Origin of the sequence: Catellatospora paridis, from assembly GCF_009720365.1 — a bacterium.
Classification (GTDB): Bacteria; Actinomycetota; Actinomycetes; order Mycobacteriales; family Micromonosporaceae; genus Catellatospora; species Catellatospora paridis.
In genome coordinates this window covers 277,120-300,400 of the sequence record NZ_ML769312.1, presented here as the reverse complement: position 1 = coordinate 300,400, position 23,281 = coordinate 277,120, and the positions used below count along the sequence as shown (strand labels likewise).

The following is a 23,281-nucleotide window of genomic DNA, read 5'->3' as shown; positions in this document are numbered from 1 at the left end:
GTATGCCGACAAGACGCGCTGCCGACGCCGCGAACCTGCGGATGCGCCGGGTGTACGACCCGCCCTCGCCCGAAGACGGCCTGCGGGTGCTGGTGGACCGGCTGTGGCCGCGCGGCCTGGCCAAGGAGCGGGCCGAGATCGCGTCATGGCCCAAGGACCTCACCCCGTCCAACGAGCTGCGCCGCTGGTACCACGAAGCTCCCGACGCGCGCCACGAGGAGTTCGTGGCCCGCTACGACGCCGAGCTGGACGATCCCGCCGCGCAGCAGGCGCTGGCCGAGCTCCGCCAGGCCCTGCACCGTGGCCCGGTGACCCTGCTGACCGCGGTGAAGGAGCTCCCCGGCAGCCACGTCGATGTGCTCGCCCGGCACCTGACCGCAAAGGACTGACGCGACACGGAATCCGTGCCGCGTCAGCGCCGCGTGCAGACTTGCCTCAGCCGCCCACGCCGGAGGCGAGCGCTTCACGGAGGTTGCCACGTGCGTCCGCCGGCAGCAGGTATCCGGCGTGGACGTTGCCGAGGTCGGCCCGGACGACCCGGGCCAGGTAGCCGCCCCGGTGGGGGTACAGCTGGTCGAGCGTGGCCTCGTCGAACGGCTGGTGGCTGCCGAACAGGAAGCAGAACGACTGCCCGGCGTTGTCCCCGGTGTTCCGCGCGGTCGGCACGGTGACCTGCGAATACCGGATGCCGCCGAGCGCCAGGCCGAGGCTGTCGCGCGCCTTGGTGCCGTCGGCGTTGAAGACCAGCGGCGGGGCGGTCGGCGGCGCGACGCCCTTGCGGACCCACCGCACCAGATGGTCGTAGGCCGCCGTGGTGGCGTGGTTGACCGGGACGCGGCTGAACGGCGGCTGGGCGCAGTCGTAGACCGGCGCCGCGCCGAGGTCGCGCACCGAGATCGGGGCCCGGTACTGCTGGCCGTGCCAGCCGGAGTGCGCGCCTCCGGCGACCTCCCAGCGGCGGAACTGTCCGGTGTCCGGTGACGGCCGGACGGGGGTGCGCACGTCGGTCTCCGACAAGACCTGGAACACCGGCTCCGGGCCGACCCGGGTGGGCGCGTTGCCGACGATGAACGCATACCCGTCGAACACCGGCTCGACCTGGGGCAGGATGCTCTGGTAGTAGACGGTCATCCGGGCGGCGGACTGCGATGCGCCGATGGCCAGGACCGTGCGGACGTCCAGCCCGCCCAGCGGCGAGCCCGATCCACGCGTCCCGAGGGCCTTCGCGGCCTGGGCGAAGATGTCGTAGGACAGCTCGTCCGCGAGGTAGCGGCCGCCGCCGGTGACGTCGAGGGCGCCGTACCGGGCGGGGCTCCAGCCGCGTAGCTGGTCGACGCCCACGCGCTGGGCGGAGACACCGATCCAGGCGTACCCGGCGCGCATCATCGCCTCGCCGTTCCACAGCGCGTCCAGGTCGTAGCCCGCGGTCACGTTCTGCCATTCGACCAGCGCGGTGCCGTTGAACCCGTGGCCGCGGGCCGGACGCCGGACCACTACCCGGGTCCGGTACGGCACGTCGGTGGCGACCTGCACCCCCTGCAGGTCCCAGCCGTCGGCGACCCCGGACAGGTAGAACTCCCGCTCGACGTAGCCTTTCGCGGCCAGGTCGTCGGGTGTGGAGAAGAACGGGTAGGTGTCCTCGACGGCCGCCGCGAGCCGGTCGCCGGGCACAGCGCCCGGGATCGGCCCGGAGACCGCCGGGGACGGGGCAGGTGACCGCTGGTCGGCGGTCGCGGGGACGCCCAGGACGAGCGTCACGATCACAGCCGCGGCGACGGCCGCGTAGTACGCGCGAGGATGCCTCATACACCGACATCCTGGCCGGATCCGCTGGTGGCCGCATCGGCGATGTCACCGGTCTCGATCCCGGAGACCCGGCCTGATCGATCGCCTCACTCGTCCTGGAGGTCGCTCTGGCTGAGGCGTCGGCGGAACACGTGGTAGGTCCAGCCCTGGTAGAGCAGGACCACCGGGAGCAGCACGACGAGCACGACGGTCATCACCTTGAGCGCGTACGAGCCGGAGGCGGTGTTGGCCAGGGTGAGGTCGTTGGCCGCGCCCAGGGTGGAGACCATGACACGCGGGTAGAGGTTGGTGAAGACGACCAGCACGCTGGTGGCCATGGCGAAGGTCGTGGCGGTGAAGGCCCAGCCTTCCTTGTTTTCCTTGACCAGCCAGGCGGCGGCCAGCACGGCCAGCACCGCGGCGATCTCGATGACGTTGGGGAAGAAGCCCTTCCCCGACAGTACGTGGGACCAGCTGATGTAGATCAGCACGGCGAGCGCGGTCACCGGGGCGATCCGGCGGGTGAGCCGGGTCGCCCGTTCACGCAGGTCGGAGGTGGTCTTCAGGGCCAGGAAGGTGGCGCCGTGCAGGGCGCACAGCAGCACGAAGGTGAGCCCGACGAACAGCGAGTAGGGCGGTAGCAGGTCGGCGAAGGTGCCCGCGAACTCCTGGTCGGAGCCGATCGGCAGGCCGTGCAGGAGGTCGCCGAGCCCGACGCCGAGCAGGAACGGGGCGACCACGCTGCCGACGGTCATGAGGGTGCTCCAGGTGCGCCGCCAGCGCGGGTGGGCGTCCTTGTTTCGGTATTCGAAGGACATGCCGCGGACGATGAGCGCGACGAGCGCCAGCACCAGGGCGAGGTAGAGGGCGGAGAACATGGTGGCGTACCAGCCGGGGAACGCGGCGAACATGGCCGCGGCGGCGACGACGAGCCAGACCTCGTTGCCGTCCCACAGCGGTCCGATGGTCGCGATCGCGGTCTGCCGCCCGGCGTCGTCGCGCCCGACGGCCCCGTGCAGCATGCCGACCCCGAAGTCGAAGCCCTCCAGGATGAAGAAGCCGGTCCACAGCACGGCGACGGCGATGAACCAGATGTCGGGCAGTGTCATGGCGGCCTCAGTAGGAGAAGGTCGGCTCGGGCGTGGTCACGTCGTCGGCGGCGGGCACCGTCGGTGGCGGCGCCTTGCGGGCGTAGCGCAGCATGAGCACCAGCCAGACGACGGTCAGCGCGGCGTAGAGCAGGAAGAACACCGTCAGGCTGATCGCGACCGTGGTGGCGCTGATCGACGGTGAGACGCCGTTCTCGGTCAGCATGAGGCCCTGCACGATCCAGGGCTGGCGACCGTTCTCGGTGAGCATCCAGCCGGCGGTGTTCATCAGGAAGAGCAGGAGCGGGGCCCACATGGCCAGCCACAGGAACCGGTGTGATCTCTCCAGATGCTTGCGCCGCATCAACCACAGGCCCCACAGCCCGAGCAGGACGATCACCACGGCGAGGTACGCCATCACCCGCATCGACCAGTACTGGATGAACACGTTGGGCACGTAGTCTCCGGGCCCGTACTGCTGCTGGTATTGGGCGTTGAGCTCGTTGAGTCCGACGACCTGGCCGTTCCAGTGGTTGGTGGCGAGCAGCGACAGCAGGTGCGGAAGTTCGATGATCTTCGTGGGGGTCTGGTCCTGCTTACCGCCGCCGATCTGGATGATCGAGAAGGAGCACGGCTGGCAGGTGGTCCACTGCGCCTCGGCGGCCGCGATCTTCATCGGCTGGTACTTGCCCTCGACGACGCCGAGCTCGCTGCCGATGAACATCTGGAAGATCATGGCGGGGGCCAGGATGACCAGGGCGAGCTTCGCCGAGCGGGCGAAGAGCTCGGAGTCCGAGCGGCGCCGCAGGTGCCAGGCCGACACCGCGAGCATGACGACGCAGCCGGTGACCAGCGCGGCGAGCAGCACGTGGGCGTACGCCCACAGGAACACCGGGTTGGTCAGCACCGCCCAGATGTTGTTGAGCTGCGGGCGGCCCGTGGTCGCGTTGATCTCGTAGCCGACGGGGTGCTGCATCCAAGAGTTCGCGGCCAGGATGAACGCCGCGGATCCGGCGGCGCCCAGTGCGACGAGCCAGATGGCGGTGAGATGGATCCGGCGCGACAGCTTGCCCCAGCCGAAGATCCACAAACCGAGGAAGGTCGACTCCAGGAAGAACGCGGCCAGGCCCTCCATCGCCAGCGGCGCGCCGAACACGTCGCCGACCATGCGCGAGTATGCCGACCAGTCCATGCCGAACTGGAACTCCTGGACCAGGCCGGTCACCACCCCGACCGCGACGTTGATCACCAGCAGGGTGCCGAAGAACTTGGTCAGCCTCAGGTATTCGTCACGGCCCGTGCGGTGCCAGACGGTCTGCAGGATCGCGGTGAGGAACGCCAAGCCGATGGTGATCGGCACGAAGATGAAGTGGTAGATCGAGGTCATCGCGAACTGGATCCGGGCCAGATCTACGTTGGACATGGCTGACACGCCTCCGAAATCTGGGTGGGCGGGCTGACGGCGGCCGTGAGACGGGCCGGAGCCGTGGCCCTGCGGACGGCCGCCCGCGTCATGACTCGGTCCAGGGCTGCTGCCAGCCGCCGTGGTCGGCGACGAGCTGGTCGGCTGCCGCGGGACCCATCGTGCCCTTCTCGTACGGCTGGACCGGCGGTGGCTCGTCCAGCAGCGGCTGCATGATCCGCCAGGTCTCCTCGACGCCGTCCTGGCGGGTGAACCGGGTGCTGTCGCCGCGCAGCGCGGCGTCCAGCAGCACCTCGTACGGCGTGGCACCCTCGCCGCCCGCATGGGCGAAGTCCACGTCGGCGGCGACGGTCTGCGGCCCCTTGGTGCCGGCGCGCCGGGCCTCGAACCGGAACCGGATGCCGATGGCCGGGTCGAGTCTGACGACGATCTGGTCGGCTTCGGGGGCGCGATCGAAGGGCAGCTGCAGACCCAGCTTCGGCGGCTTCTTGAACACCAGCCGGAACTCGGTCTGCGTCATCGGCAGGCACTTGCCCGTGCGGATGAAGAAGGGCACCCCCGACCAGCGCCAGTTGTCGATGTCCAGGCGCAGTGCGGCGTAGGTCTCGGTGGTCGAGTCCGCGGCGACGCCGTCGATGGTGCGGTAGCCGTCGTACTGGCCGCGCACGTACCGGGCCGGGTCGGCGGTGCCGACCGCCTTCCACAGCGCCACCTGCGCGTTCTTGATCGTCGCCGGGTCGGGGCCGGCCGGGGCCTCCATCGCGCCGGCCGACAGCAGCTGCATCAGGTGGTTGACGACGACGTCGCGCAGCGCGCCGACGGGGTCGTAGAAGTGGCCGCGGTCCTCGACGCCGAAGTTCTCGGCCATCGTGATCTGCACGGACTCGACGTAGTTGCGGTTCCACACCGGTTCCAGGAACGTGTTGGCGAACCGCAGGAAGACCAGCTCCTCCAGGCCCATCTTGCCCAGGAAGTGGTCGATGCGGTACAGCTGCGCCTCGTCGACGTAGGCGTGCAGCTCGTCGGCCAGGGCCCGCGCCGAGGCCAGGTCGTGGCCGAACGGTTTCTCCACCACGACCCGGCCGCCGCGGATCAGTTTCGTCTTGGCCAGACCCTTGATGACCATGCCGAACAGCGACGGCGGGGTCTCCAGGTAGTAGACCGGCGTGCGCGCGTCGCCGATCGCGGCCTCGACCCGGGCGTAGGTGTCCGGGTCGGCGAAGTCTCCGCCGAGGTAGGACATGCGCCCGAGCAGGCGGTCGAACACGTCGTCGTCAAGTTTCTCGCCCGTGTCCACGATCGCCGACCGGGCATGTTCGCGCAGGTCGTAGGCGGTCCACGGGTCGACCGCCACGCCGATGATCGGACAGTTCAGCAGCCCGCGGGCCTCCAGCCGGTACAGCGAGTGGAAGGTCATCACCTTGGCCAGGTCGCCGCTGATGCCGAAGATGACGAAGACGTCGGCGGCCCCGGTCGCGGGCGTGTCTGCTGTGGTCATGACGATTCGCTCTTCTCGTTCCAGTCGATGCGCGGGGTGTCGATGCGCGAGGGGTCGAGCAGCTCGGCGCGGCGGTGGTTGGGGCGCAGGTAGAACTCCTGCGCCCAGGCGACGTACGCCTTGAGCTCGGCGCCGATGTTGCCCAGCAGCTCCATGTGCACGCCCAGCCACGCGACGAACGCGAACCTGCCGTGCAGCTCGTGCCGGTGCGGGCCGATCTCGGCGACCGCGGCCTTGGTGCCGATCATCGCCATGATGCCCTTGTCGCGGTAATGGAACGGATGAGGCGGTTTGCCGCCCATCTGGGCGACGATGTTGTCGGCCGCCCACCGGCCGGACTGCTGGGCGACGCTGCCGAGCTGCGGCAGGGCGGGCTCGTCGCCCGAGGGAATGTTCGCCATGTCGCCGAGGGCGTAGACGTGCGGGTTGCCCGGCACGGTGAGGTCGGGCTGGACGTCGATGCGCCCGCCGCGGCCGACGGCCAGCCCGCAGGCGCCGGCGACGTCGGCGGCCTTCTCCCCGCCGCCCCACACCACCAGCCGCGTCTTGATCACCTGGCCGTCGGCGAGGGTCACGCAGTCGGGATCGACCTGCTTGACCGCTGTGCCCAGCCGCAGCTGCACGCCGCGGCGGTGCAGCTGCTTGGCCGCGTAATCACCGGCCTGCTCGGAGAACCCGGACAGCAGCGCGTGGCCGAGGTCCACGAGGATGATCTGCGCGTGTCCCACGGGCACGGTCGGGTAGACGCTCGGCAGCACGTCGTGGATCAGCTCGGCCAGCGCGCCCGCGGTCTCGACGCCGGTGGGCCCGCCGCCGACGATCACGAAGTTGAGCGCACCCTCGTCGACCAGCTGCGGATTGCGGGCGACGTCCTCGAACACGGTGAGGATGCGGCCCCGCACCTGCCGCGCGTCCTCGACGCTGTAGAGCGGGAACGCGTTCTCCCTCGCCCCCGGCGTGTGAAAGAAGTTGGGCTGGGCGCCCGCGGCCAGGACCAGGTATTGCGCGGTCAGGGTGTCGCCACCGTCCAGGGTGACTGTCAAGGCCTGCAGATCGACGCTGGTGACGTCGGCTTTGCGCACCTCGACACCGGCCTTGTCGCGGAAGATCCGTACGAGGTCGAAGCGGATGTCCTGGGAGGTCAGCTCCGCGGTCGCGACCTGATACAGCAGCGGCTGGAACTGGTGGTATCCGGTGCGGTCGAGCAGCACGACCCGCAGACCCGCCTGGCCGGCCAGGCGCTGTGCGCACGCCACTCCGGCGAACCCGCCGCCCACGATGACTACGTCGACTTCCGTACCCATGCCCGCCCCGTCATTCATCCGGCGGCGATCTCCGCGTCCGTTTAATCCCAGATGCATCATCACATGGCATAAACAGCGAAATCCTCACTTCGATAGGTTCTGCGTCGAACGGCCGCTGAGTAACGCGGCAATGTCCAGGCCTACCGGTCACCGGGTCGCGTCCCGCCGACCGCGTGCCGGACGACGGATTCCGCGGCCGCCTGGTCCAGGCCGGTCGCGCGCAGCAGGTCGGTGACCGTGGCCCTGATCTGCGCCACGACCACTGCCCCGGAGAAGCCGACACCCGCCCGGTACGCCGTACCGGCCAGGCCGGTCGCGGCTTTGGCCTGTTCGCGGGTGCGCAGCGGTTCGGTGCCGGCAGCCAGCTCGTCGCGAAGCGAATCCACCGCGTCGGCGAGCAGGCGGATCGCCGCGGGCAGCTCGGCGGGCACGGGCTCGGCGTCGGTCAGCATCGACACCGCTCGGCGTGCCAGGCCCCGGCAGTCGCCGAGCGCGCGGTCGATGTGGGTCCGCGCGTCGACGTACTGGGTGAGCGGCGCCCGGTGTCGCCACCGCGCCGGGGCCATCGCCGCCGTCTCACGCGCGGCGTCCAGCGCCTCCCGGAAGTGCTCCACGTCGGCCTCGCCTTCGCGCAGTCGGCTGAGCAGATCGGCGGCGGCCTGCCGGTCGCGCTCGGCGAGCGCGGTGGCGCAGCCGCGCAGCCCGTCGGCGACGAGGTTCAAGGCCGGGCGGGCCGCCCGGCGGACGACGGTGAACGGGTTCATCGGCAGCAGCAGAGCCATGACCAGCACACCGACCAGGCCGCCGATCAGCGCGTCGAAGAACCGGCTGTAGAAGAACTGGCCGGTCGGCGCGGCGAAGGTGGCGATCAGCACGCCGGTGGACGCGGCCTGCACGACGACCACGGGGCCGCCGCCCAGGAACACCGCGGCGAGCATGGCCGCGGACACGCCCAGCCCGATCTGCCATGCCCCGCTGCCGATCACCGCGATCACGGCGTCGCCGACGAGAATGCCCAGCGCCACCCCGACGAGCAGCTCGACGGCACGCCGCAGCCGCTGCCCGACCGATGCGCCGAGCACGATGACAGCGGCGATCGGCGCGAAGAAGGGGGCCGGCTGTCCCAGCAGGTTGTGGACGGCGAACCAGGCGATGCCGGCGGCCAGGCCTGCCTGCACGGCCATCAGCAGCGCGGCGCGGACCCGCTCCCACCGGTCGGCCAGCGTGGTGCGGGACCGCGCCGCCAGCATGCCGAGGCGGCCGGGGGCTGCCACGTCACAGCACCGCGATGGGGTTGACCGGGGAGCCGGTGGCCGCGGGCAGCCGCAGCGGCGCGATGACGCACAGGAACGACCACCGGTTCTCCTGTTCGCACAGTGCGCGCAGCTCGCCGAACTGCAGGTAGTCCAGCAGCTGCAGGCCGAGGGCGTTGATGGCGAGCACGTGCACGGGAAACTCGACGCCGACGGACGGTGCGGTGTCGTTGTTGCCGTCGCTGCCCAGCACGGCGACCCTGCGCTCGGCCAGGAAATCCAGCGCTGTGGGGTGCAGCCCGACCCGGGCCGCCGCCGCGTCCCACGGGCCGAGACTGTTGCGGCGGTGACGGTGGCCGACCCGGACGAACAGGAGGTCACCGGGCCCGACCCGGACGTGTTGGGCTTCTTCGGCCGCGGCGAGGTCGGCGGTGGTGACGTGCTCGCCCGGTTCGAGCCAGGGCACGCCTCGCACGCGCGGGATGTCCAGCAGGACGCCGCGGCCGACGATGCCGTCGTGTGCCACGTCGATGGACAGCGCCGGGGTGCCGTCCGGCTCGGTCGAGCCCGCCGCGACGCCGTTGTACATCAGGCCGTCGTAGACGACGTGGCAAAGCGCGTCGATGTGGGAGTCGGCGTCGCCGTGGATGTTCATCGCCAGCCGGTCGTAGGCGAAGTTCAGGCCGGGTTTGTTCCGATGCTCCGCCGGCGAGCTGATCATGTCGTGGGTCGAGGGCTGCGGGTTGTCGGCCGCAGGGACGGTCTCCACGGGCGCCGCGAGCGACACGGATCGGCCGAGCCGGACCTCACCGGCGGCGGCCCGGACGGTCTCGGGGGTGATGTGGTTCAGCGCGCCCCGCCGGTCGGCCGGGGAACGGCCGGCGCGGTGCCGCAGCCGTTCGTAGAATGCCGGGAACTCGGCCGGATCCCAGCCGGCCGTCCCCGAGGCAGGCCCGTTGTCGCCCATGTCGTCTCCCGTCAGCCGTACCTGCGCCCGCGGGTCAGCGTGCGCCGACTGATCCGGCCCCAGAGCGCGCGCTGCGCGCGCAGGGTCGCGAAGCCCACAATGATCAGCAGTGTGATGTTGAGCAGCAGTTGCAGCAGCGAGCCACGCGCCTCGGCAGGGCTCGCCGCGGCGAGGGCGACGCCGATGTCGGCGGCGGCGGGGATGGTGGTCACCGAGACGAAGACCCCCAGCAGGGTGCTGGTGCGGGTGTGGGTCAGCGCGACCACGCCCGCGATACCGGCCAGCACCGCGACCACCACGGAGTAGAAGTTCGGGGTGTCGATCAGGTGCGTCACCGGCCGCAGTCCCAGGGTGAACGCGGTGGGCACCAGGCCGAGGCCGCGCACCAGCATCGTGAAGGCGTACGCGGCGACGACGGCCAGCCCGAAGCCCACGGTGAGCGCCGCCAGGCCCCGCCGGACCGGGTGCCAGTCCCGCCGGTCGACGCCCAGCGCCACGCCGATGATCGCCCCGTAATCGGGGCACAGGATCATCGCCGCCACGATGAGGATCTGCGAGTTGGTCAGCAGGCCGATCGCGCCGATGACGCCGGCGATCACCAGGTACAGATAGAAGCTGGGAGTGTAGGTGGCATCGGCGTCGATGCGCGCCTCCACCTCAGCCCAGACCGGTGCGCGCGCCATCGGCCCTCGAAGCCCCGTCACAGCGGCGTCGACCCGGTCCGACATCACCAGATCCACCGGATCGGCCATCAGTGAGCCGTACTGGTGAACCTGCAGCTCGCGCAGCCTCGCCAGCACGTCGTTGGCGGCGCCGGCCAGCACATCGCACTCGATCGCGTCGCCGGCCGGGTGCAGCGCACCCCGGTGCACGACGACGTCCACCACGTACCCGTCGGCGGCGAGCAGCGCCAGGACCTGGTCGGTCCGCTCGGGCGGGCTCGCGACGCGAAGGTGGATCACGCCCACGCCGGACCTCGCTCACTGTCGGCCTCGATCAACCGTTGTCCGCGCACCTGTCGAACTGTCGCGGGCTGCTATCCAGATTCTCTGACATACACACCCGAAATATTCCTACAGTCATAAACTGTCGCCATGCTGGCGAATGCCGCAAGGCCGCCGCGATGACTGCGGAGGTGACGACAGAGCCGGTCCGCACCGCGATCCCGGCGCGCCTGGACCGGCTGCGCTGGTCGCCCTTCCACACCCGCATGATCGTCGGGCTGGGCGCCGCGTGGATCCTGGACGGGCTCAACATCACCGTGGCCAGCTCGGTGTCGGCGATCCTGCAGCAGCCCGACACCCTGGACCTGTCGTCCACGCAGGTCGGCCTCATCGCCACCGTGTACCTGGTCGGCCAGATCGTCGGGGCGCTGTACTTCGGCAAGATGTCCGACCGGCTGGGCCGCAAGAAGCTGTTCGTGGTGACGCTCGCGGTGTTCCTGGTCGGCAGCGGGCTGAGCGCATTCACCTTCGGCAACAGCCCCGGCTGGCTCGTCTTCTTCTACGCCACCCGGTTCGTGGCCGGCATGGGCATCGGCGGCGAGTACTCGGCGATCAACTCGGCGATCGACGAGATGATGCCCTCGCGCTACCGCGGCCGCGTCGACGTCTGGATCAACGGCACCTACTGGGCCGGCTCCATCCTCGGCACCTTCGTCGCCCTGATCTTCCTCAACGCGATGAGCCCGACGGTCGGCTGGCGGCTGGCCTTCCTGGTCGGCCCACTGCTCGCCGTCGTGGTGATCCTGGTGCGCCGCAACCTGCCGGAGAGTCCCCGCTGGCTGGTCACCCACGGCTACGCGGCGCAGGCCGAGGAGGCCATCAAGAGCATCGAGCAGGAGGTCACCGGCAGCGGGCAGCTGCTGTCCCCCGTCGACGAGACCGACACGATCACGCTCAAGCCGGAACGCCAGTACGGTTACCTGGTCTTCCTGCGGCTGGTCTTCCGCCAGTACACCAAGCGCGCGATCCTCGCCGCCTCCCTGATGATCACGCAGTCGTTCCTGTACAACGCGATCTTCTTCACCTACGCGATCGTGCTGACCCAGTTCTACGGGGTCAGCGCGACCCGGGTGCCCATCTACGGGCTGGCGTTCGCGGTCGGCAACCTCGCCGGGCCGCTGCTGCTGGGGCATCTGTTCGACAAGTGGGGTCGCAAGATCATGATCGCTGGGACCTACCTGCTTTCGTCGGTGCTGCTGGCGATCAGCGCCTGGCTGTTCGACGCGGGCAGCCTCAACGCCGAGACGCAGACGCTGATGTGGATGGCGATCTTCTTCCTGGCGTCGGCGGGCGCCAGCGCGGCCTACCTGACCGCCAGCGAGATCTTCCCGATCGAGATCCGGGCTGAGGCCATCGCGGTGTTCTTCGCGATCGCCCAGGTCGCCGGCGCGATCGGCCCGCTGTTCTACGGCGCCCTGATCGGCGACGGCACCAACCGCACCGCGCTCGCGATCGGCTACCTCATCGGGGCGGCGATCATGTTCGTGGGCGGCCTGGTCGAGGTGGCGTTCGGGGTGAACGCCGAAGGCAAGTCGCTGGAGACGATCGCCCGGCCGCTGTCCGCCGTCGAGGTCGGACAGAGGTGACCGCGATGCCCGGCGGCACACGGCGACAACGACAGGTGAGATCATGACAGCAATCGATGCAAGGGTCACCGCCGAGGCGACCGCCACGGTGCCGTCCCCGTTCCCGCCGATCGCGCAGTACGCGTTCCTGTCGGACTGCCACACCGGGGCGCTGATCGCCCCCGACGGCTCGGTCGACTGGCTGTGCGTGCCCGCCTTCGACTCCCCCAGCGTCTTCGGCAGCCTGCTGGACCGCGAAGCCGGCATGTTCCGGTTCGGCCCGTACTCCATCGCGCATCCGACCGCGCGGGTGTACCGGCCCGGCACCAACGTGCTGGAGACCACGTGGCGCACCCCGGCGGGCTGGCTGCTGGTCACCGACGCGCTGGTCATCGGCCCACGGGAGGGCGCGTGCGTGGTCACCCCGCACACCCGGCCGCCGGCCGACAACGACGCGGCCCACCTGCTCGTACGCACCGCCGTGTGTCTTAAGGGTCAGGTCGAGCTGGAACTGGTCTGCGAACCCGTCTTCGACTACGGGCGCACACCCGCCGCGTGGGCCCTGGCGGCCGACGACCCGTGCATCGCCGCGACCGTCAACGGCCAGCCCGACCTGCGGCTGCGTTCCGATCTGCCGCTGGGCATCGAGGGCACCCGCATCCGGGGCAGGCACGTGCTGCACCCGGGCGAGCGGGCGTACTGCGTGCTGTCCTGGGCGGACCCGTCCACGACACCGCCGGACAGCGACCAGGCGCACGCCATGATCGAGGCCACCACCGAGTACTGGCGCACCTGGCTGGCCGGGGCGCGCATCCCCGACCACCGCTGGCGCGACCCGCTGCAGCGCTCGGCCCTGGTCATCAAGGGCCTGACCTACATGCCCACCGGGGCCACCGTCGCCGCCCTGACCACGTCGCTGCCCGAGACGCCCGGCGGCGAACGCAACTGGGACTACCGGTTCACGTGGATGCGCGACACCACCTTCACGCTCAAGGCGCTGCATTGGCTCAACCTCGACTGGGAGGCGGAGGAGTTCATGCAGTTCATCGCCGACGTGGAGGCGACCGAGGACGGTTCACTACAGATCATGTACGGCATCGACGGCCGCCGCGACCTGCCCGAATCGACCCGCGACGAGCTGTCCGGCTACGAGGGCGCGCACCCGGTGCGCATCGGCAACGCCGCGTTCGACCAGCGGCAGAACGACGTCTACGGCGCCGTGCTCGCCTCGATCCTGCTGCACACCCGGCACAGCAGGCGGCTGCCCCGGCGGCTGTGGCCCATCGTGGTCTCCCAGGCCGAATGCGCGACGAACGTCTGGCAGCAACCCGACCAGGGCATCTGGGAGGCCCGCGGCGAGCCGCAGCACTATGTGTCGTCGAAGCTGATGTGCTGGGTGGCCCTGGACCGGGCCGCGACCCTGGCCGGCATCAGAGGCGACAGCACGCGGGCGGCGGCCTGGCGCGACACGGCCGAGCAGATTCGCGCCGACATCCTCGCCAACGGCGTCACCGAGCAGGGCGTGCTGCGCCAGCACTACGGCACGGACTCCCTCGACGCCTCGACGCTGCTGGCGGTGCTGTTCGGCTTCCTGCCGCCGGACGACGAGCGGATGCGCAACACCGTCGACGCGATCGCCGACGACCTGACCGAGCACGGTTACGTGCTGCGATACCGCACCGAGCAGACCGACGACGGCATGAGCGGCAAGGAGGGCACCTTCCTGATCTGCTCGTTCTGGCTGGTGTCGGCGATGGCCGCGGTCGGGCAGCTGGATCGCGCCCGCGACATGATGGAGCGGCTGCTAACCATCGCCTCGCCGCTGGGCCTGTACGCCGAGGAGTTCGACGCCGAAGCCGGCCGGCACCTGGGCAACTTCCCGCAGGCATTCTCACACCTGGCGCTCATCGAGGCCGCCGGGCGCATCATCCTGGCCGAACTCCTTGAGGAGCTATAGCGATGGAAAGCTACGACGTCATCATCATCGGCACGGGCGCCGGCGGGGGCACGCTCGCGCGGCACCTGGCGCCGTCGGGCAAGCGCATCCTGCTGCTGGAGCGCGGCAGCTGGCTGCCCCGCGAGCCGGCCAACTGGTCCGCCGCCGACGTGTTCATCGACAACCGCTACATCTCGCCCGACACCTGGTACGACTCCGGCGGCAAGCCGTTCCAGCCGCAGGTCCACTACTTCGTCGGCGGCGCGACCAAGCTCTACGGCGCGGCGCTGTACCGGCTGCGCCGCGAGGACTTCGGCGAGCTGCGCCACCACGACGGCATCTCACCGGCGTGGCCCATCGCCTATGAGCAGATGGAGCCTTACTACACCCTGGCCGAGCAGCTGTACCAGGTGCACGGCGCCCGCGGCGAGGACCCGACCGAGCCGCCCGCCAGCGCCGACTACCCGTTCCCGGCCGTGTCGCACGAGCCGCGCATCCAGCAGCTGTCCGACGACCTGGCCAAGGCCGGCTACCACCCGTTCCACGCACCGTGCGGGATCCGGCTCACCGAGACGAACATGCCCTACAGCGTCTGCGTACGCTGCCCGTCCTGCGACGGCTTCCCGTGCCCGCTGCACGCCAAGTCCGACGCCGAGGTGTTCGGCGTCCGCCCGGCGCTGGAGCACAACAACGTCACGCTGCTGACCAACGCGCACGTGATTCGGCTGGAGACGAACCCGCAGGGCACCGCCGTCACCACCGTGGTGGTCGAGCACGAGGGCCACGAGGAGCGCTACGCCGCCGACATCGTCGTCGTGTCGGCCGGTGCCGCGAACTCGGCGAAGCTGCTGCTGCGCTCGGCCAACGAGCGGCACCCCAACGGGCTGGCCAACGGCTCCGACCAGGTGGGCCGCAACTACATGTTCCACGCCAGCCAGGCCGTGCTCGCGCTGTCGAAGGAACCGAACCCGACCGTGTTCCAGAAGACGCTCGGCGTCAACGACTTCTACTTCCGCGGCCCGGACTTCGACTACCCGATGGGCAACATCCAGATGATCGGCAAGTCGCAGGCGGACATGTTCCGCGGCGAGAAACCGATCGCGACCATGCTCGCCCCGACGTGGGCGCTGGCCGACGTCGCCCGTCACGCCGTCGACTTCTGGCTGTCCACCGAGGACCTGCCGATGCCCGAGAACCGGGTCACCCTCACCGAGGACGGCAACGTCAGGCTGAGCTACCGGCAGAGCAATCCGACCGCCGCCGATCGGCTGTATCACCAGCTCAAGTCGATGCTCGGACACCTGGGCATGCATTCGGGCCATCTGCTGCACCGCTTTGCGTACATGAAGAGCGAGATCCCGGTGGCCGGGGTCGCACACCAGGCCGGCACCTGCCGCTTCGGCACCGACCGGGCCAGCTCGGTGCTCGACACCGACTGCAAAGCCCACGAACTCGACAACCTCTACGTCGTCGACACCAGCTTCTTCCCGAGCATCGGCGCGGTCAACCCGGCACTCACCGCCATGGCCAATGCCCTACGCGTCGGGGATCACCTGCTGCGCCGCCTCGGCGCCACCACCGCCGCCACCACCGCGGCCGGACCGGGCAGCACACGGTGACCTGCTGATCCATCGGCCTCGACGAAGGGCTGGACATGGTTACCCTCGGCGCCGGCGACGTGGCGGAGCCCAAGCACCGGATCACGAAATGGCTGGTCTTCGTCGGCGCCGTGGTCATGCTCGCCGGTCTGCTGTTCGGCTACGACCAGGGTGTCATCGGCGGCGCGCTCAACGGCATCGAGGACACGTTCCACCCGAGCACGTTCGTCATCGAGATCATCACGAGCTGGGTGACGCTCGGGGCGCTGTTCGGCGCCCTGGCCGCCGGTGTCATGGCGGAGAAGCTCGGCCGCCGGGTGGCGGTCATCTGGGCCGCCGTCCTGTTCACCATCGGCGCGCTCATCGAAGCCCTGGCACCGGGCACCGACGTCATGATCGTGGGACGCCTCGTCGTCGGGTTCGGCGTCGGCGTCGCGTCGCTGGCCGCTCCGCTCTACGCCGCCGAGATGGCGCCCACCCGGCTGCGCGGCCGGTTCGTGTCCATGTACCAGCTGGCGATCACCTTCGGCATCCTGATCGCCGACATCGTCGACGAGCTGCTGTCGTCCGGCAGCCAATGGCGGCTCATGCTGGGCCTGTCGGTCATACCCGGCGTCCTGCTGATTCTGGCCATGTTCCCGCTGCCGGACTCCATGGTCTGGTACATGAAGACCGGGCAGCGGGACAAGGCAGTCGACGCGATCCGCAAGGTGCGTCCCGAGGAGGACGTCGAGGCGAACCTGCGCGACATCAAGGCCAGCCTGGGCACGGGGCAGGCGTCCTGGGGCGAGGTCTTCTCCGCGAAGTGGCGGGCCCCGCTCGTACTCGGTGTCGGCCTGGCTATCTTCCAGCAGTTCACCGGGATCAACGCGGTGATCTACTACTCCGACAAGATCTTCGCGGCGGCCGGGTTCAGCACACCGCAACAGCAGACCGCCGCCACCACCTGGTCCATCGGCGTGGTCAACGTCCTGGCCACCCTCATCGCCGTCGCCTACGTCGACCGGCTGGGCCGCCGGCCGCTGATGTTCGCCGGCCTCATCGGCATGGGACTGTCCCTGCTCGTGATGAGCCTGTCCTTCCGCTACCTCGGCAAGATCGCCACGGCCACCACCGGCGCAACCGCCAACACTCCCAGCGACGCCGGAGTCGTCATGCTGGTGGCGATGGTGGTCTTCATCGCCAGTTTCGCGTTCTCGCTGGGGCCGGTGGTGTGGACGGTCATCAACGAGATCTACCCGGGCTTCGTCCGCGGCCGCGGCGTCGCCATCGCCACCGCCGCGAACTGGGGCGCCGCCTGGCTCGTCACCCGCTTCTTCCTGACCCTGGTCGACTGGATCGGAGAGTCAGGCGTCTTCTTCCTGTTCGCCGTCATGTGCGTGGTCACCTACGTCTTCGTCTGGAAGCTGCAACCCGAGACCAAGGGCCGCACCCTCGAACAGATCCAGCAGATGTGGATGACCAAGGCGGCGGCCAAGCACCCGGCCACGTCGTCGTAGCCGCGCAATGGCCTGGCGTCGCCGGGTCCGGCTGCCCGACTCCGCCCGACCGACTCCGCGAGTAACATCACGACTACTAAACGTAACTGCCCGTTCGTGCCGGAAGGTTCTGCGAGATGGATCTGAAGTTCGAAGCCGTCGTCATTCCCGTCTCCGACGTCGACCGCGCCAAGGCGTTCTACGCCGACACGCTGGGCTGGCGGATGGACATCGACCATGCGGCGGCCAGTTACGGCGAGGCCATCGGCCACCGCAATCCCGGAGCCGCCAGGTACCGCATCGTGCAGCTGACGCCGCCGGGTTCCGCGTGCTCGATCCACATCGGCGAGGGAATCACCGAGGCGACCCCCGGCTCCTATCGCTGGATGCACCTGGTCACCAACGACATCGAGGCCACCCGGGCAGATCTCGTCGGCCGCGGGGTGAACGTGAGCGAGCCGTTCCATCTCGGCGCTCAGGGCGAGGAGCCCGGCCCGGAGCCGGCCCGTGCCGACTACTCCAGCTTCCTGACCTTCGAGGATCCTGACGGCAACACCTGGCTGGTGCAGGAGATCGTGAACCGCGCTCCCGGCCGGTGAGCGGTCATGCGTTGTCGGCGGTCCAGCTGGCGAGCAGGCGCAGCGCGTCTTCGGACGGTGATCCGGTGCAGGGTGTCGAAGTCCGCGAAAAGCACATGTCCCAGGTGATTGATCGCCGGCACGTCCAGGCGATGCCCCAGCAGCTCGGCCGGTATCTCGGTGATGCTCTCCAGGACTCGCTGCAGCCCGGGTCGCGCCTGCTGCTCCACCGCCGCACGTGGCCGCGGCCGTTCGGGTCCGGCGAGCGCGAAGAGGTGGCGGCGCTCGGTGTCGTCGAGTTGCAGGGCCCGAGCCACCGCCGCCAGCACGGAGGCGGAGACGTTCGCGCTGCGCCCGCGCTCCAGCCGGACGTAGTAGTCGACGCTGACCCCGGCCAGCTGTGCCACTTCCTCGCGCCTGAGGCCGGGTACTCGGCGCGAGCCCGGAAGCGGGGCGATGCCGGCGTGAAACACGCCCTTCCAGGACATCTCCGACCGTGGTGACCTGGGGCCGGGTCCGGTCAGCCGAGCCGGGAGACCTGATAGTGGCCGATGAGCCAGGAATCGCCGACCCGGCGCAGGATCACGCCGAGATTCACCGCCAGCGTCGGACGGTCGGTGAAGCCGAAATCGACGCCGAGGTAGCCGAGGATCACGTCTTCGGCCAGACGCCGGGTCTGCAGGATGTCGTAGTCGGCGGTCAGGCCGATCGGTTGCGAGTCGTAGTAGGCGGCCACGCCCTGCGGGCCGATGCTGTACGGGTGCAGGCCCTGGAAGATTGCGTCATCGGTGAAGCACGACGCGACGCGCCTCGGGTCGTGCGCGTCGACGGCCGACTTCCACTGGTCGAGGACGGTTCGGAGAATCTCGTCTTCGGTGCCGGTCATGAACGGTCTCCCCTCCTGGCTGGTCGTGAACGGCCGCGGCCCGGTCGACACGTCATGGTCAGTGGCCGGCGCTCTGACCGCCGTCGACGTGCAGGATCTCACCGGTGACGAACGGGGCGTTCTCCAGGTAGACGATGGCCTCCACGACGTCGCTGATCTCGCCCAGGCGGCCCATCGGGTGCATACCGGCGAGAGCCTCGTAGGTCTCGGCGGGATGCATCGGCGTACGGATGACGCCGAGTGCGACGGCGTTGACCCTGATGCCGCGGGCGGCGTACTCGATCGCCAGGGACTTGGTGACGGCGTTGAGGCCGCCCTTGGTAAGCGACGCCAGCGCAGACGGCACCTGGGAGCTGGCGTGGTCGACCAGGCTGGTCGAGAGGTTGACGACGTGCCCGCCGCCCTGGGTGAGCATGGCTGCGACGGCCCGCTGCGTCACGTCGAAGAACCCGCGCAGGTTCACCCCCGTGACGAACTCGTAGTCCTCGGCGGTGTACTCGGTGAACGGCTTGGCCACGAAGACGCCGGCGTTGTTGACCAGTGTGTCGATGCGGCCGAACGCCGCCAGGCCCTGCTCGATCACGCGGGCGCCGACCGCCGGGTCGGCGATGTCGCCCGCGACGGTCAGGATCGCGGGGTCTTCCGACGGCGCGATGGAGCGGGAGTTCGCGACGACCGCGTAGCCGAGCTTGCGGTACGCGGGCACGAGAGCCGCGCCGATGCCCTGGGACGCGCCGGTGATGACGGCGACCTTGTGCGCACTCATGGATGCCTCTTCCTTCACGGAGATCTGGTGCCCGGGGTCGGCCCCAGCATCCGGACGGACCCCTCGGGGGCCTGGCCGTCATCCTGCTCCCGGGCCTGGTACATGGCCGCGTCGGCGCGAGCGATCAGCTCCTCGACCGTGTGCGGGGTGTCGTGGTCGAAGATCGTCGCCCCCACGGTGAGGGCGAGCCGGTACGGCTGGCGGCTCGTGTCGTTGTGCCGGGCGACGTGCTCCCGCAGCCGGCCTGCCCACAGGTCGACGTCGGAGAGCCTGCTCGCCTCGGTCAGCAGCACGCAGAACTCGTCACCGCCGATGCGGCCCAGCACGTCGCGGCGGCGGATGTTGGCCCGCAGCAGCCGGGAGGTGCTCTCCAGGGCGTGGTCGCCGGCGCCGTGGCCGTAGCTGTCGTTGATCTTCTTGAGTCCGTCGAGATCGATGAAGAGCAGCACGCCAGGGCGACTCGCCCGCTCTGCCAGCGCCAGCTCGTTGCGCGCGGCGAGCAGGAATCCCCGCCGGTTGTTGACTCCGGTCAGCTCGTCGATCACCGAGAGCTGGCGGAGTTCCTCGGCCATCTCGCGCTCCGAGGTGATGTCGGCGAAGGCGGTCAGCACGTAGCGGACCTGGTCGCCGTCGCGAATCGGCGTCGCCACCACCTGCAGCTGCCGACGCTGCGCATCCCGCTCGACCTCGATGTCGTCCGCGGTCACGACGTGGCCCTGCCGTGCCAGCGTCCCCGGCAGCCGCTCGGCAGGGAAGGGCTGGTCGGTGCCGCCGTGGTAGAGGTGGGGCAGTTCCCCCGGCACGTCGACCCGCCCCGGGTCGTAGCCGAGGATGCGTCCGGCCACCTGGTTGACATATACGGGGTGGCCGGTGCCCGCGTCGCGGACGTCGACCCCGACGGGTATCGCCTCGAGGAACTGCTGGAGCCGCTCGTGTTCGCGACGGCCCGCGGCGAGGATCTTCGTCAGCAGGTCGCCCACCCGCAGCATGACGAGGAGGAACATGATCGCCGAGGCGACCGAGAGCACGATCGGCTCGATGCGCCGCCCGTCGCGCACCGAGTCCACCACCAGCGCCGGCACCGCCAGACCGCAGAGGCCGAGCGCGATCAGCCGTACGCGGCCCGCAACCTCGGGCTGCTCGCGACACGTGGCGACGTCCCGCATCGCCGGATGGAGCGCGGCCACGCCCACGAAGAGGAATGACGCCAGGTAGCCGAAGAACGGCAGGTCGCCGTCCCGTCCGATGCCCTGGACCTGCTGAAGGCCGTAGACGACGTCGGCCAGGAACAGCGCGGCGGCCCACGCGGCGAGCGGCGCAAGCGCGCGCCATGAGTTCCCGGCGCCGAAGAACAACCTGGTCGCCAGCAGGAAGAAGATCATGTCCAGGAACGGATAAACCCCCGCGAGAAACTGGGCATACGGGGACAGCCGCGTCGTGGTGAGCAGGGGCGCGACGATGAGTACGAAATAGGCGCTGGTGATGGCGACGGTGACGATGAGGGCGTCGAGCAATGCCGACCAGTCCCTGCCGGCACGCCTGGCTCGGACGAGCCGCAGCAGGGCGAGCGCGTTGAGCAGATAGGAAGCCAGGAAGACCTCCACGGCCGGCGATGGGAACATGGTCGGTCTGCCTTGCGCCGCCGCGGTGACGTACCAGAGCACGTTGCCCACCAGGTACGCCGCCTGCCCGGCGGCGAGCAGATACCACGCGCTCGGGCAGGTGGGCCGGTTCATCCGGATACCGACCAGGATCGCCACGACCGCGGCCAGGTTCGAGCCGGTGAATATGATCGCCTGGGCCAAGCCGTTGCTGGCTGTGGCCAGATAAGCCGCGATGAAGGCCAGCGACACGGCTGCGTATGCCATCCACAGCCGCGTGTGGGCGGGCGTGCGCGGGAGTGCGTTCCCGCCGGCGGCTGTGCCGGAGCTTGCGTCTGTGGACATGCCGACCGCCTCCGAACACGCAGCCTTCGTCCCCAGGATGCCCTAGGTAACTTCTCTGGGCAAATGTTACTAAACGTCGATAATAGGACGCCGCTAAGGCTGGTGCGCGGCACCGGCTCGATCCGGCCGGGCCTGCCCGCCGGCGAGCCACGTGAGCGTGTCCGCTTCGGGCATGGGGGTGGCGAAGAGGTAGCCCTGGCCGTAGGTGCAGCCCGTGGCGGCGGACGCCCGCCGCTGGTGCTCGGTCTCGATGCCCTCCGCCACGATGTCGAGGCTCAACGCGCGGGTCAGCGTGACGATCCCCTCCACCAGATCACGCTGCCTTCGGGAGGTGGTCAGTCCCCGGACGAACAGTCGGTCCAGCTTGACGATGTCGAGCGGTATCTGCCGCAGGTAGCCCAGGGCGGAGTAACCGGTGCCGAAGTCGTCGATGGCGACCCTGGCGCCCCTGCCCCGCAGCAGTTCGAGCGCGAGCCACACCTTGTCGTCGTCGCGCAGGAGCATGCTCTCGGTTATCTCGAGGACGAGCCGATGCGCCGGCAGGCCCGTCTCGGCGAGCAGGCGCGTGACGGTCTCGGCGAAGTCGTCCGATCGCAGCTGCTGCGCCGATACGTTGACGCTCACATACGGGGCACGGACCTGCGCCGCGGCGGGCCAGCGGCAGGCCGTCCGCATCGCCGTCGCGAGCACCCACTCGCCGATCGGCACGATCAGCCCCGACTCCTCGGCGAGCTCGATGAATTCGGCCGGCGGGAGCCGGCCGTAGGTCGGGTGCTGCCAGCGCAGCAGGGCCTCGAACCCGACGGTGCGGCCGGTGCCGAGGGCCACGATCGGCTGGTACTCCAGGAACAGGGCACCCTCCTCGGCCGCCCGGCCCAGGTCCGCACGCAGCTCCGAGTGCCGAGCCTGGTCGGTCATCGACGGCTCATACCGGTGCCACTGACCGGCGCCGGCGGACTTCGCCGCCCGCAGCGCCAGGTTGGCGTTGCGGAGCAGTTCGTGCGCGCTGCCGGCGTGCGCGGTGGTGGCGACCCCGATGCTCGCGCCGTAGACGACCACCGTCCCGCCACTGGTGTGCACGGGTGCGGCAAGCGAGCCGCACAGACGCACCACGGTGCGCTCGACGTCGGCGGCGGTGATGGCGTCCTGGATGAGTGCGGCGAATTCGTCGCCGCCGAACCTGGCGGCGACCTCGCGGTCGCCGACGACGTCGCGGAGCCGCCGGCTCACCTGGTGGAGGACCTCGTCGCCGACGGCGTGGCCGAAACTGTCGTTGACGGACCCGAAGTCGTCGAGATCGACGAGAAGGACGGCGGTGAGCCCGGTGTTCGCGGCGACGGCGTGTTCGGTGCGCTCGGCGAACAGCACACGGTTGGGCAGGCCGGTCAGCGAATCGTGGAACATGCGCTCGGTCAGATCGTGTTCCAAGCGCCGCTGCGCGGTCACGTCGTGCATGGTCAGCGCCACGTCGCGGGCCGCGTCCCCCGGCCGCAGCTCACGGCAGCTGACCTCGACCACCGGTGCCCGGCCGTCCAGCGCCCGGACCGTCCAGTCCGCGCGGCTCTCCCCCGCACCGGCGGCGCCGGCGCGTACATGACGAAGGAGGAATTCGGCCGCCGGCCGTTGCGCGGCGTCGATGAAGTCCAGCAGTTTGACGTGACGGAGTGCGGACGTGCCGAAGACGTTGCGGGCCGACGGGCTCGCATACCGGATGCAGTCGTCCCCATCGACGATCAATACCACGTCGTGGGTCTGCTCCATCAGTGCTTCGATCTCGCGGAAGCTGCGATAGCGGCTCACCTCGGCGGCCAGCCGAATCCGCTCCATCGCGAGCGCGGCCTGCGCCGACATGACCTCGAGCACCGGCCGCAGGTGGGCAATGGCCGCGGTGTCCCGGTCCACCAGGAGTATGCCCACCCTCCCCACCCCGGGCGTACTCACCTCGATCGGCAGGAGCACGCCGGGTAAGTCCCCGCCCGGACCGCCGGCGGAGTCCTCCAGCAGGCGGATGCGCAGTTCGTGCGACGAGCCGGGTGCGGTGAGCCGGGTGACGGCGCGGTCCAGGGCCGCCATGACGTCCTCGGCGCCCGCGGCCACCGCGAGTTCGGCTGCGGCATCGCGCAGCGTCGCGTCGACCTCAGCCCGTTCGGGCGGCGGTGGGTCCACGTCACGCATGTCGGCGGTCATCCTCGCCGCCGCAGGCTGT

General features: G+C 70.0%; 19 protein-coding genes. 6 read left to right on the top strand and 13 right to left on the bottom strand.

The window, feature by feature from the left end; all coding sequences use genetic code 11:
- Positions 1-2: 2 nt before the first annotated feature.
- Positions 3-389, top strand: a complete 387-nt coding sequence (locus F9C41_RS01220; protein ID WP_155384709.1) for a DUF488 domain-containing protein — start codon at positions 3-5, stop codon at positions 387-389.
- A gap of 46 nt (positions 390-435) precedes the next feature.
- Here the strand turns inward: F9C41_RS01220 and F9C41_RS01215 are convergent, their stop codons facing one another.
- The 8 genes from F9C41_RS01215 to F9C41_RS01180 form a co-directional block, all read right to left on the bottom strand.
- The gene (locus F9C41_RS01215; RefSeq protein ID WP_230689190.1) at positions 436-1,806 is read right to left on the bottom strand and encodes an alpha/beta hydrolase domain-containing protein; all 1,371 of its coding nucleotides are present in this window, start codon (positions 1,804-1,806) and stop codon (positions 436-438) included.
- An 86-nt stretch (positions 1,807-1,892) separates the two neighbouring features.
- Positions 1,893-2,894, bottom strand: coding sequence for a cytochrome d ubiquinol oxidase subunit II (gene cydB, locus F9C41_RS01210; protein ID WP_155384708.1), 1,002 nt, complete (start codon positions 2,892-2,894; stop codon positions 1,893-1,895).
- 7 nt (positions 2,895-2,901) lie between these two features.
- Complete coding sequence (locus F9C41_RS01205) at positions 2,902-4,296, bottom strand: cytochrome ubiquinol oxidase subunit I (RefSeq protein ID WP_155384707.1); 1,395 nt, start codon at positions 4,294-4,296, stop codon at positions 2,902-2,904.
- A gap of 88 nt (positions 4,297-4,384) precedes the next feature.
- Positions 4,385-5,794, bottom strand: coding sequence for a glucose-6-phosphate dehydrogenase (gene zwf, locus F9C41_RS01200; protein ID WP_155384706.1), 1,410 nt, complete (start codon positions 5,792-5,794; stop codon positions 4,385-4,387).
- Positions 5,791-7,098, bottom strand: a complete 1,308-nt coding sequence (locus F9C41_RS01195) for an NAD(P)/FAD-dependent oxidoreductase (RefSeq protein ID WP_155384705.1) — start codon at positions 7,096-7,098, stop codon at positions 5,791-5,793. Before F9C41_RS01195 ends, zwf begins: the two co-directional genes overlap by 4 nt.
- Positions 7,099-7,238: 140 nt before the next feature.
- Entirely contained in the window at positions 7,239-8,372 is a 1,134-nt protein-coding gene (locus F9C41_RS01190; RefSeq protein WP_230689189.1) for an FUSC family protein, read from the bottom strand.
- Between the two features lies 1 nt (position 8,373).
- Positions 8,374-9,318, bottom strand: coding sequence for a cyclase family protein (locus F9C41_RS01185; protein ID WP_155384704.1), 945 nt, complete (start codon positions 9,316-9,318; stop codon positions 8,374-8,376).
- Between the two features lie 11 nt (positions 9,319-9,329).
- Positions 9,330-10,280 (bottom strand): DUF389 domain-containing protein, encoded by a 951-nt coding sequence (locus F9C41_RS01180; RefSeq protein ID WP_230689188.1) that lies wholly within the window; start codon positions 10,278-10,280, stop codon positions 9,330-9,332.
- Positions 10,281-10,441: 161 nt separating this feature from the next.
- On the opposite strand from F9C41_RS01180, the gene F9C41_RS01175 reads away from it, so the two are divergent.
- The 5 genes from F9C41_RS01175 (at position 10,442) to F9C41_RS01155 (ending at position 17,498) form a co-directional block, all read left to right on the top strand.
- Complete coding sequence (locus F9C41_RS01175) at positions 10,442-11,908, top strand: MFS transporter (protein ID WP_155384702.1); 1,467 nt, start codon at positions 10,442-10,444, stop codon at positions 11,906-11,908.
- A 43-nt stretch (positions 11,909-11,951) separates the two neighbouring features.
- The gene (locus F9C41_RS01170; RefSeq protein ID WP_155384701.1) at positions 11,952-13,844 is read left to right on the top strand and encodes a glycoside hydrolase family 15 protein; all 1,893 of its coding nucleotides are present in this window, start codon (positions 11,952-11,954) and stop codon (positions 13,842-13,844) included.
- Between the two features lie 2 nt (positions 13,845-13,846).
- Complete coding sequence (locus F9C41_RS01165) at positions 13,847-15,442, top strand: GMC oxidoreductase (protein WP_155384700.1); 1,596 nt, start codon at positions 13,847-13,849, stop codon at positions 15,440-15,442.
- A 35-nt stretch (positions 15,443-15,477) separates the two neighbouring features.
- Positions 15,478-16,920: a sugar porter family MFS transporter gene (locus F9C41_RS01160; protein ID WP_155384699.1), complete on the top strand. Its 1,443-nt coding sequence runs from the start codon at positions 15,478-15,480 to the stop codon at positions 16,918-16,920.
- A gap of 116 nt (positions 16,921-17,036) precedes the next feature.
- The gene (locus tag F9C41_RS01155; protein ID WP_155384698.1) at positions 17,037-17,498 is read left to right on the top strand and encodes a VOC family protein; all 462 of its coding nucleotides are present in this window, start codon (positions 17,037-17,039) and stop codon (positions 17,496-17,498) included.
- Here the strand turns inward: F9C41_RS01155 and F9C41_RS01150 are convergent.
- From F9C41_RS01150 to F9C41_RS01130, 5 genes are all read right to left on the bottom strand, one after another.
- Positions 17,414-17,965, bottom strand: coding sequence for a helix-turn-helix domain-containing protein (locus F9C41_RS01150; protein WP_155384697.1), 552 nt, complete (start codon positions 17,963-17,965; stop codon positions 17,414-17,416). The genes F9C41_RS01155 and F9C41_RS01150 overlap by 85 nt on opposite strands.
- 32 nt (positions 17,966-17,997) lie before the next feature.
- Positions 17,998-18,363 (bottom strand): nuclear transport factor 2 family protein, encoded by a 366-nt coding sequence (locus F9C41_RS01145; protein WP_155384696.1) that lies wholly within the window; start codon positions 18,361-18,363, stop codon positions 17,998-18,000.
- Positions 18,364-18,421: 58 nt separating this feature from the next.
- Positions 18,422-19,129, bottom strand: a complete 708-nt coding sequence (locus tag F9C41_RS01140) for an SDR family NAD(P)-dependent oxidoreductase (protein WP_155384695.1) — start codon at positions 19,127-19,129, stop codon at positions 18,422-18,424.
- A gap of 14 nt (positions 19,130-19,143) precedes the next feature.
- A complete protein-coding gene (locus F9C41_RS01135) occupies positions 19,144-21,075 on the bottom strand; it encodes a GGDEF domain-containing protein (RefSeq protein WP_155384694.1) in 1,932 nt (643 codons plus the stop codon).
- 93 nt (positions 21,076-21,168) lie between these two features.
- Positions 21,169-23,250 carry a putative bifunctional diguanylate cyclase/phosphodiesterase gene (locus F9C41_RS01130; RefSeq protein ID WP_155384693.1) on the bottom strand — a complete coding sequence of 694 codons (2,082 nt, stop codon included), beginning with the start codon at positions 23,248-23,250 and terminating at the stop codon, positions 21,169-21,171.
- Positions 23,251-23,281 lie beyond the last annotated feature (31 nt).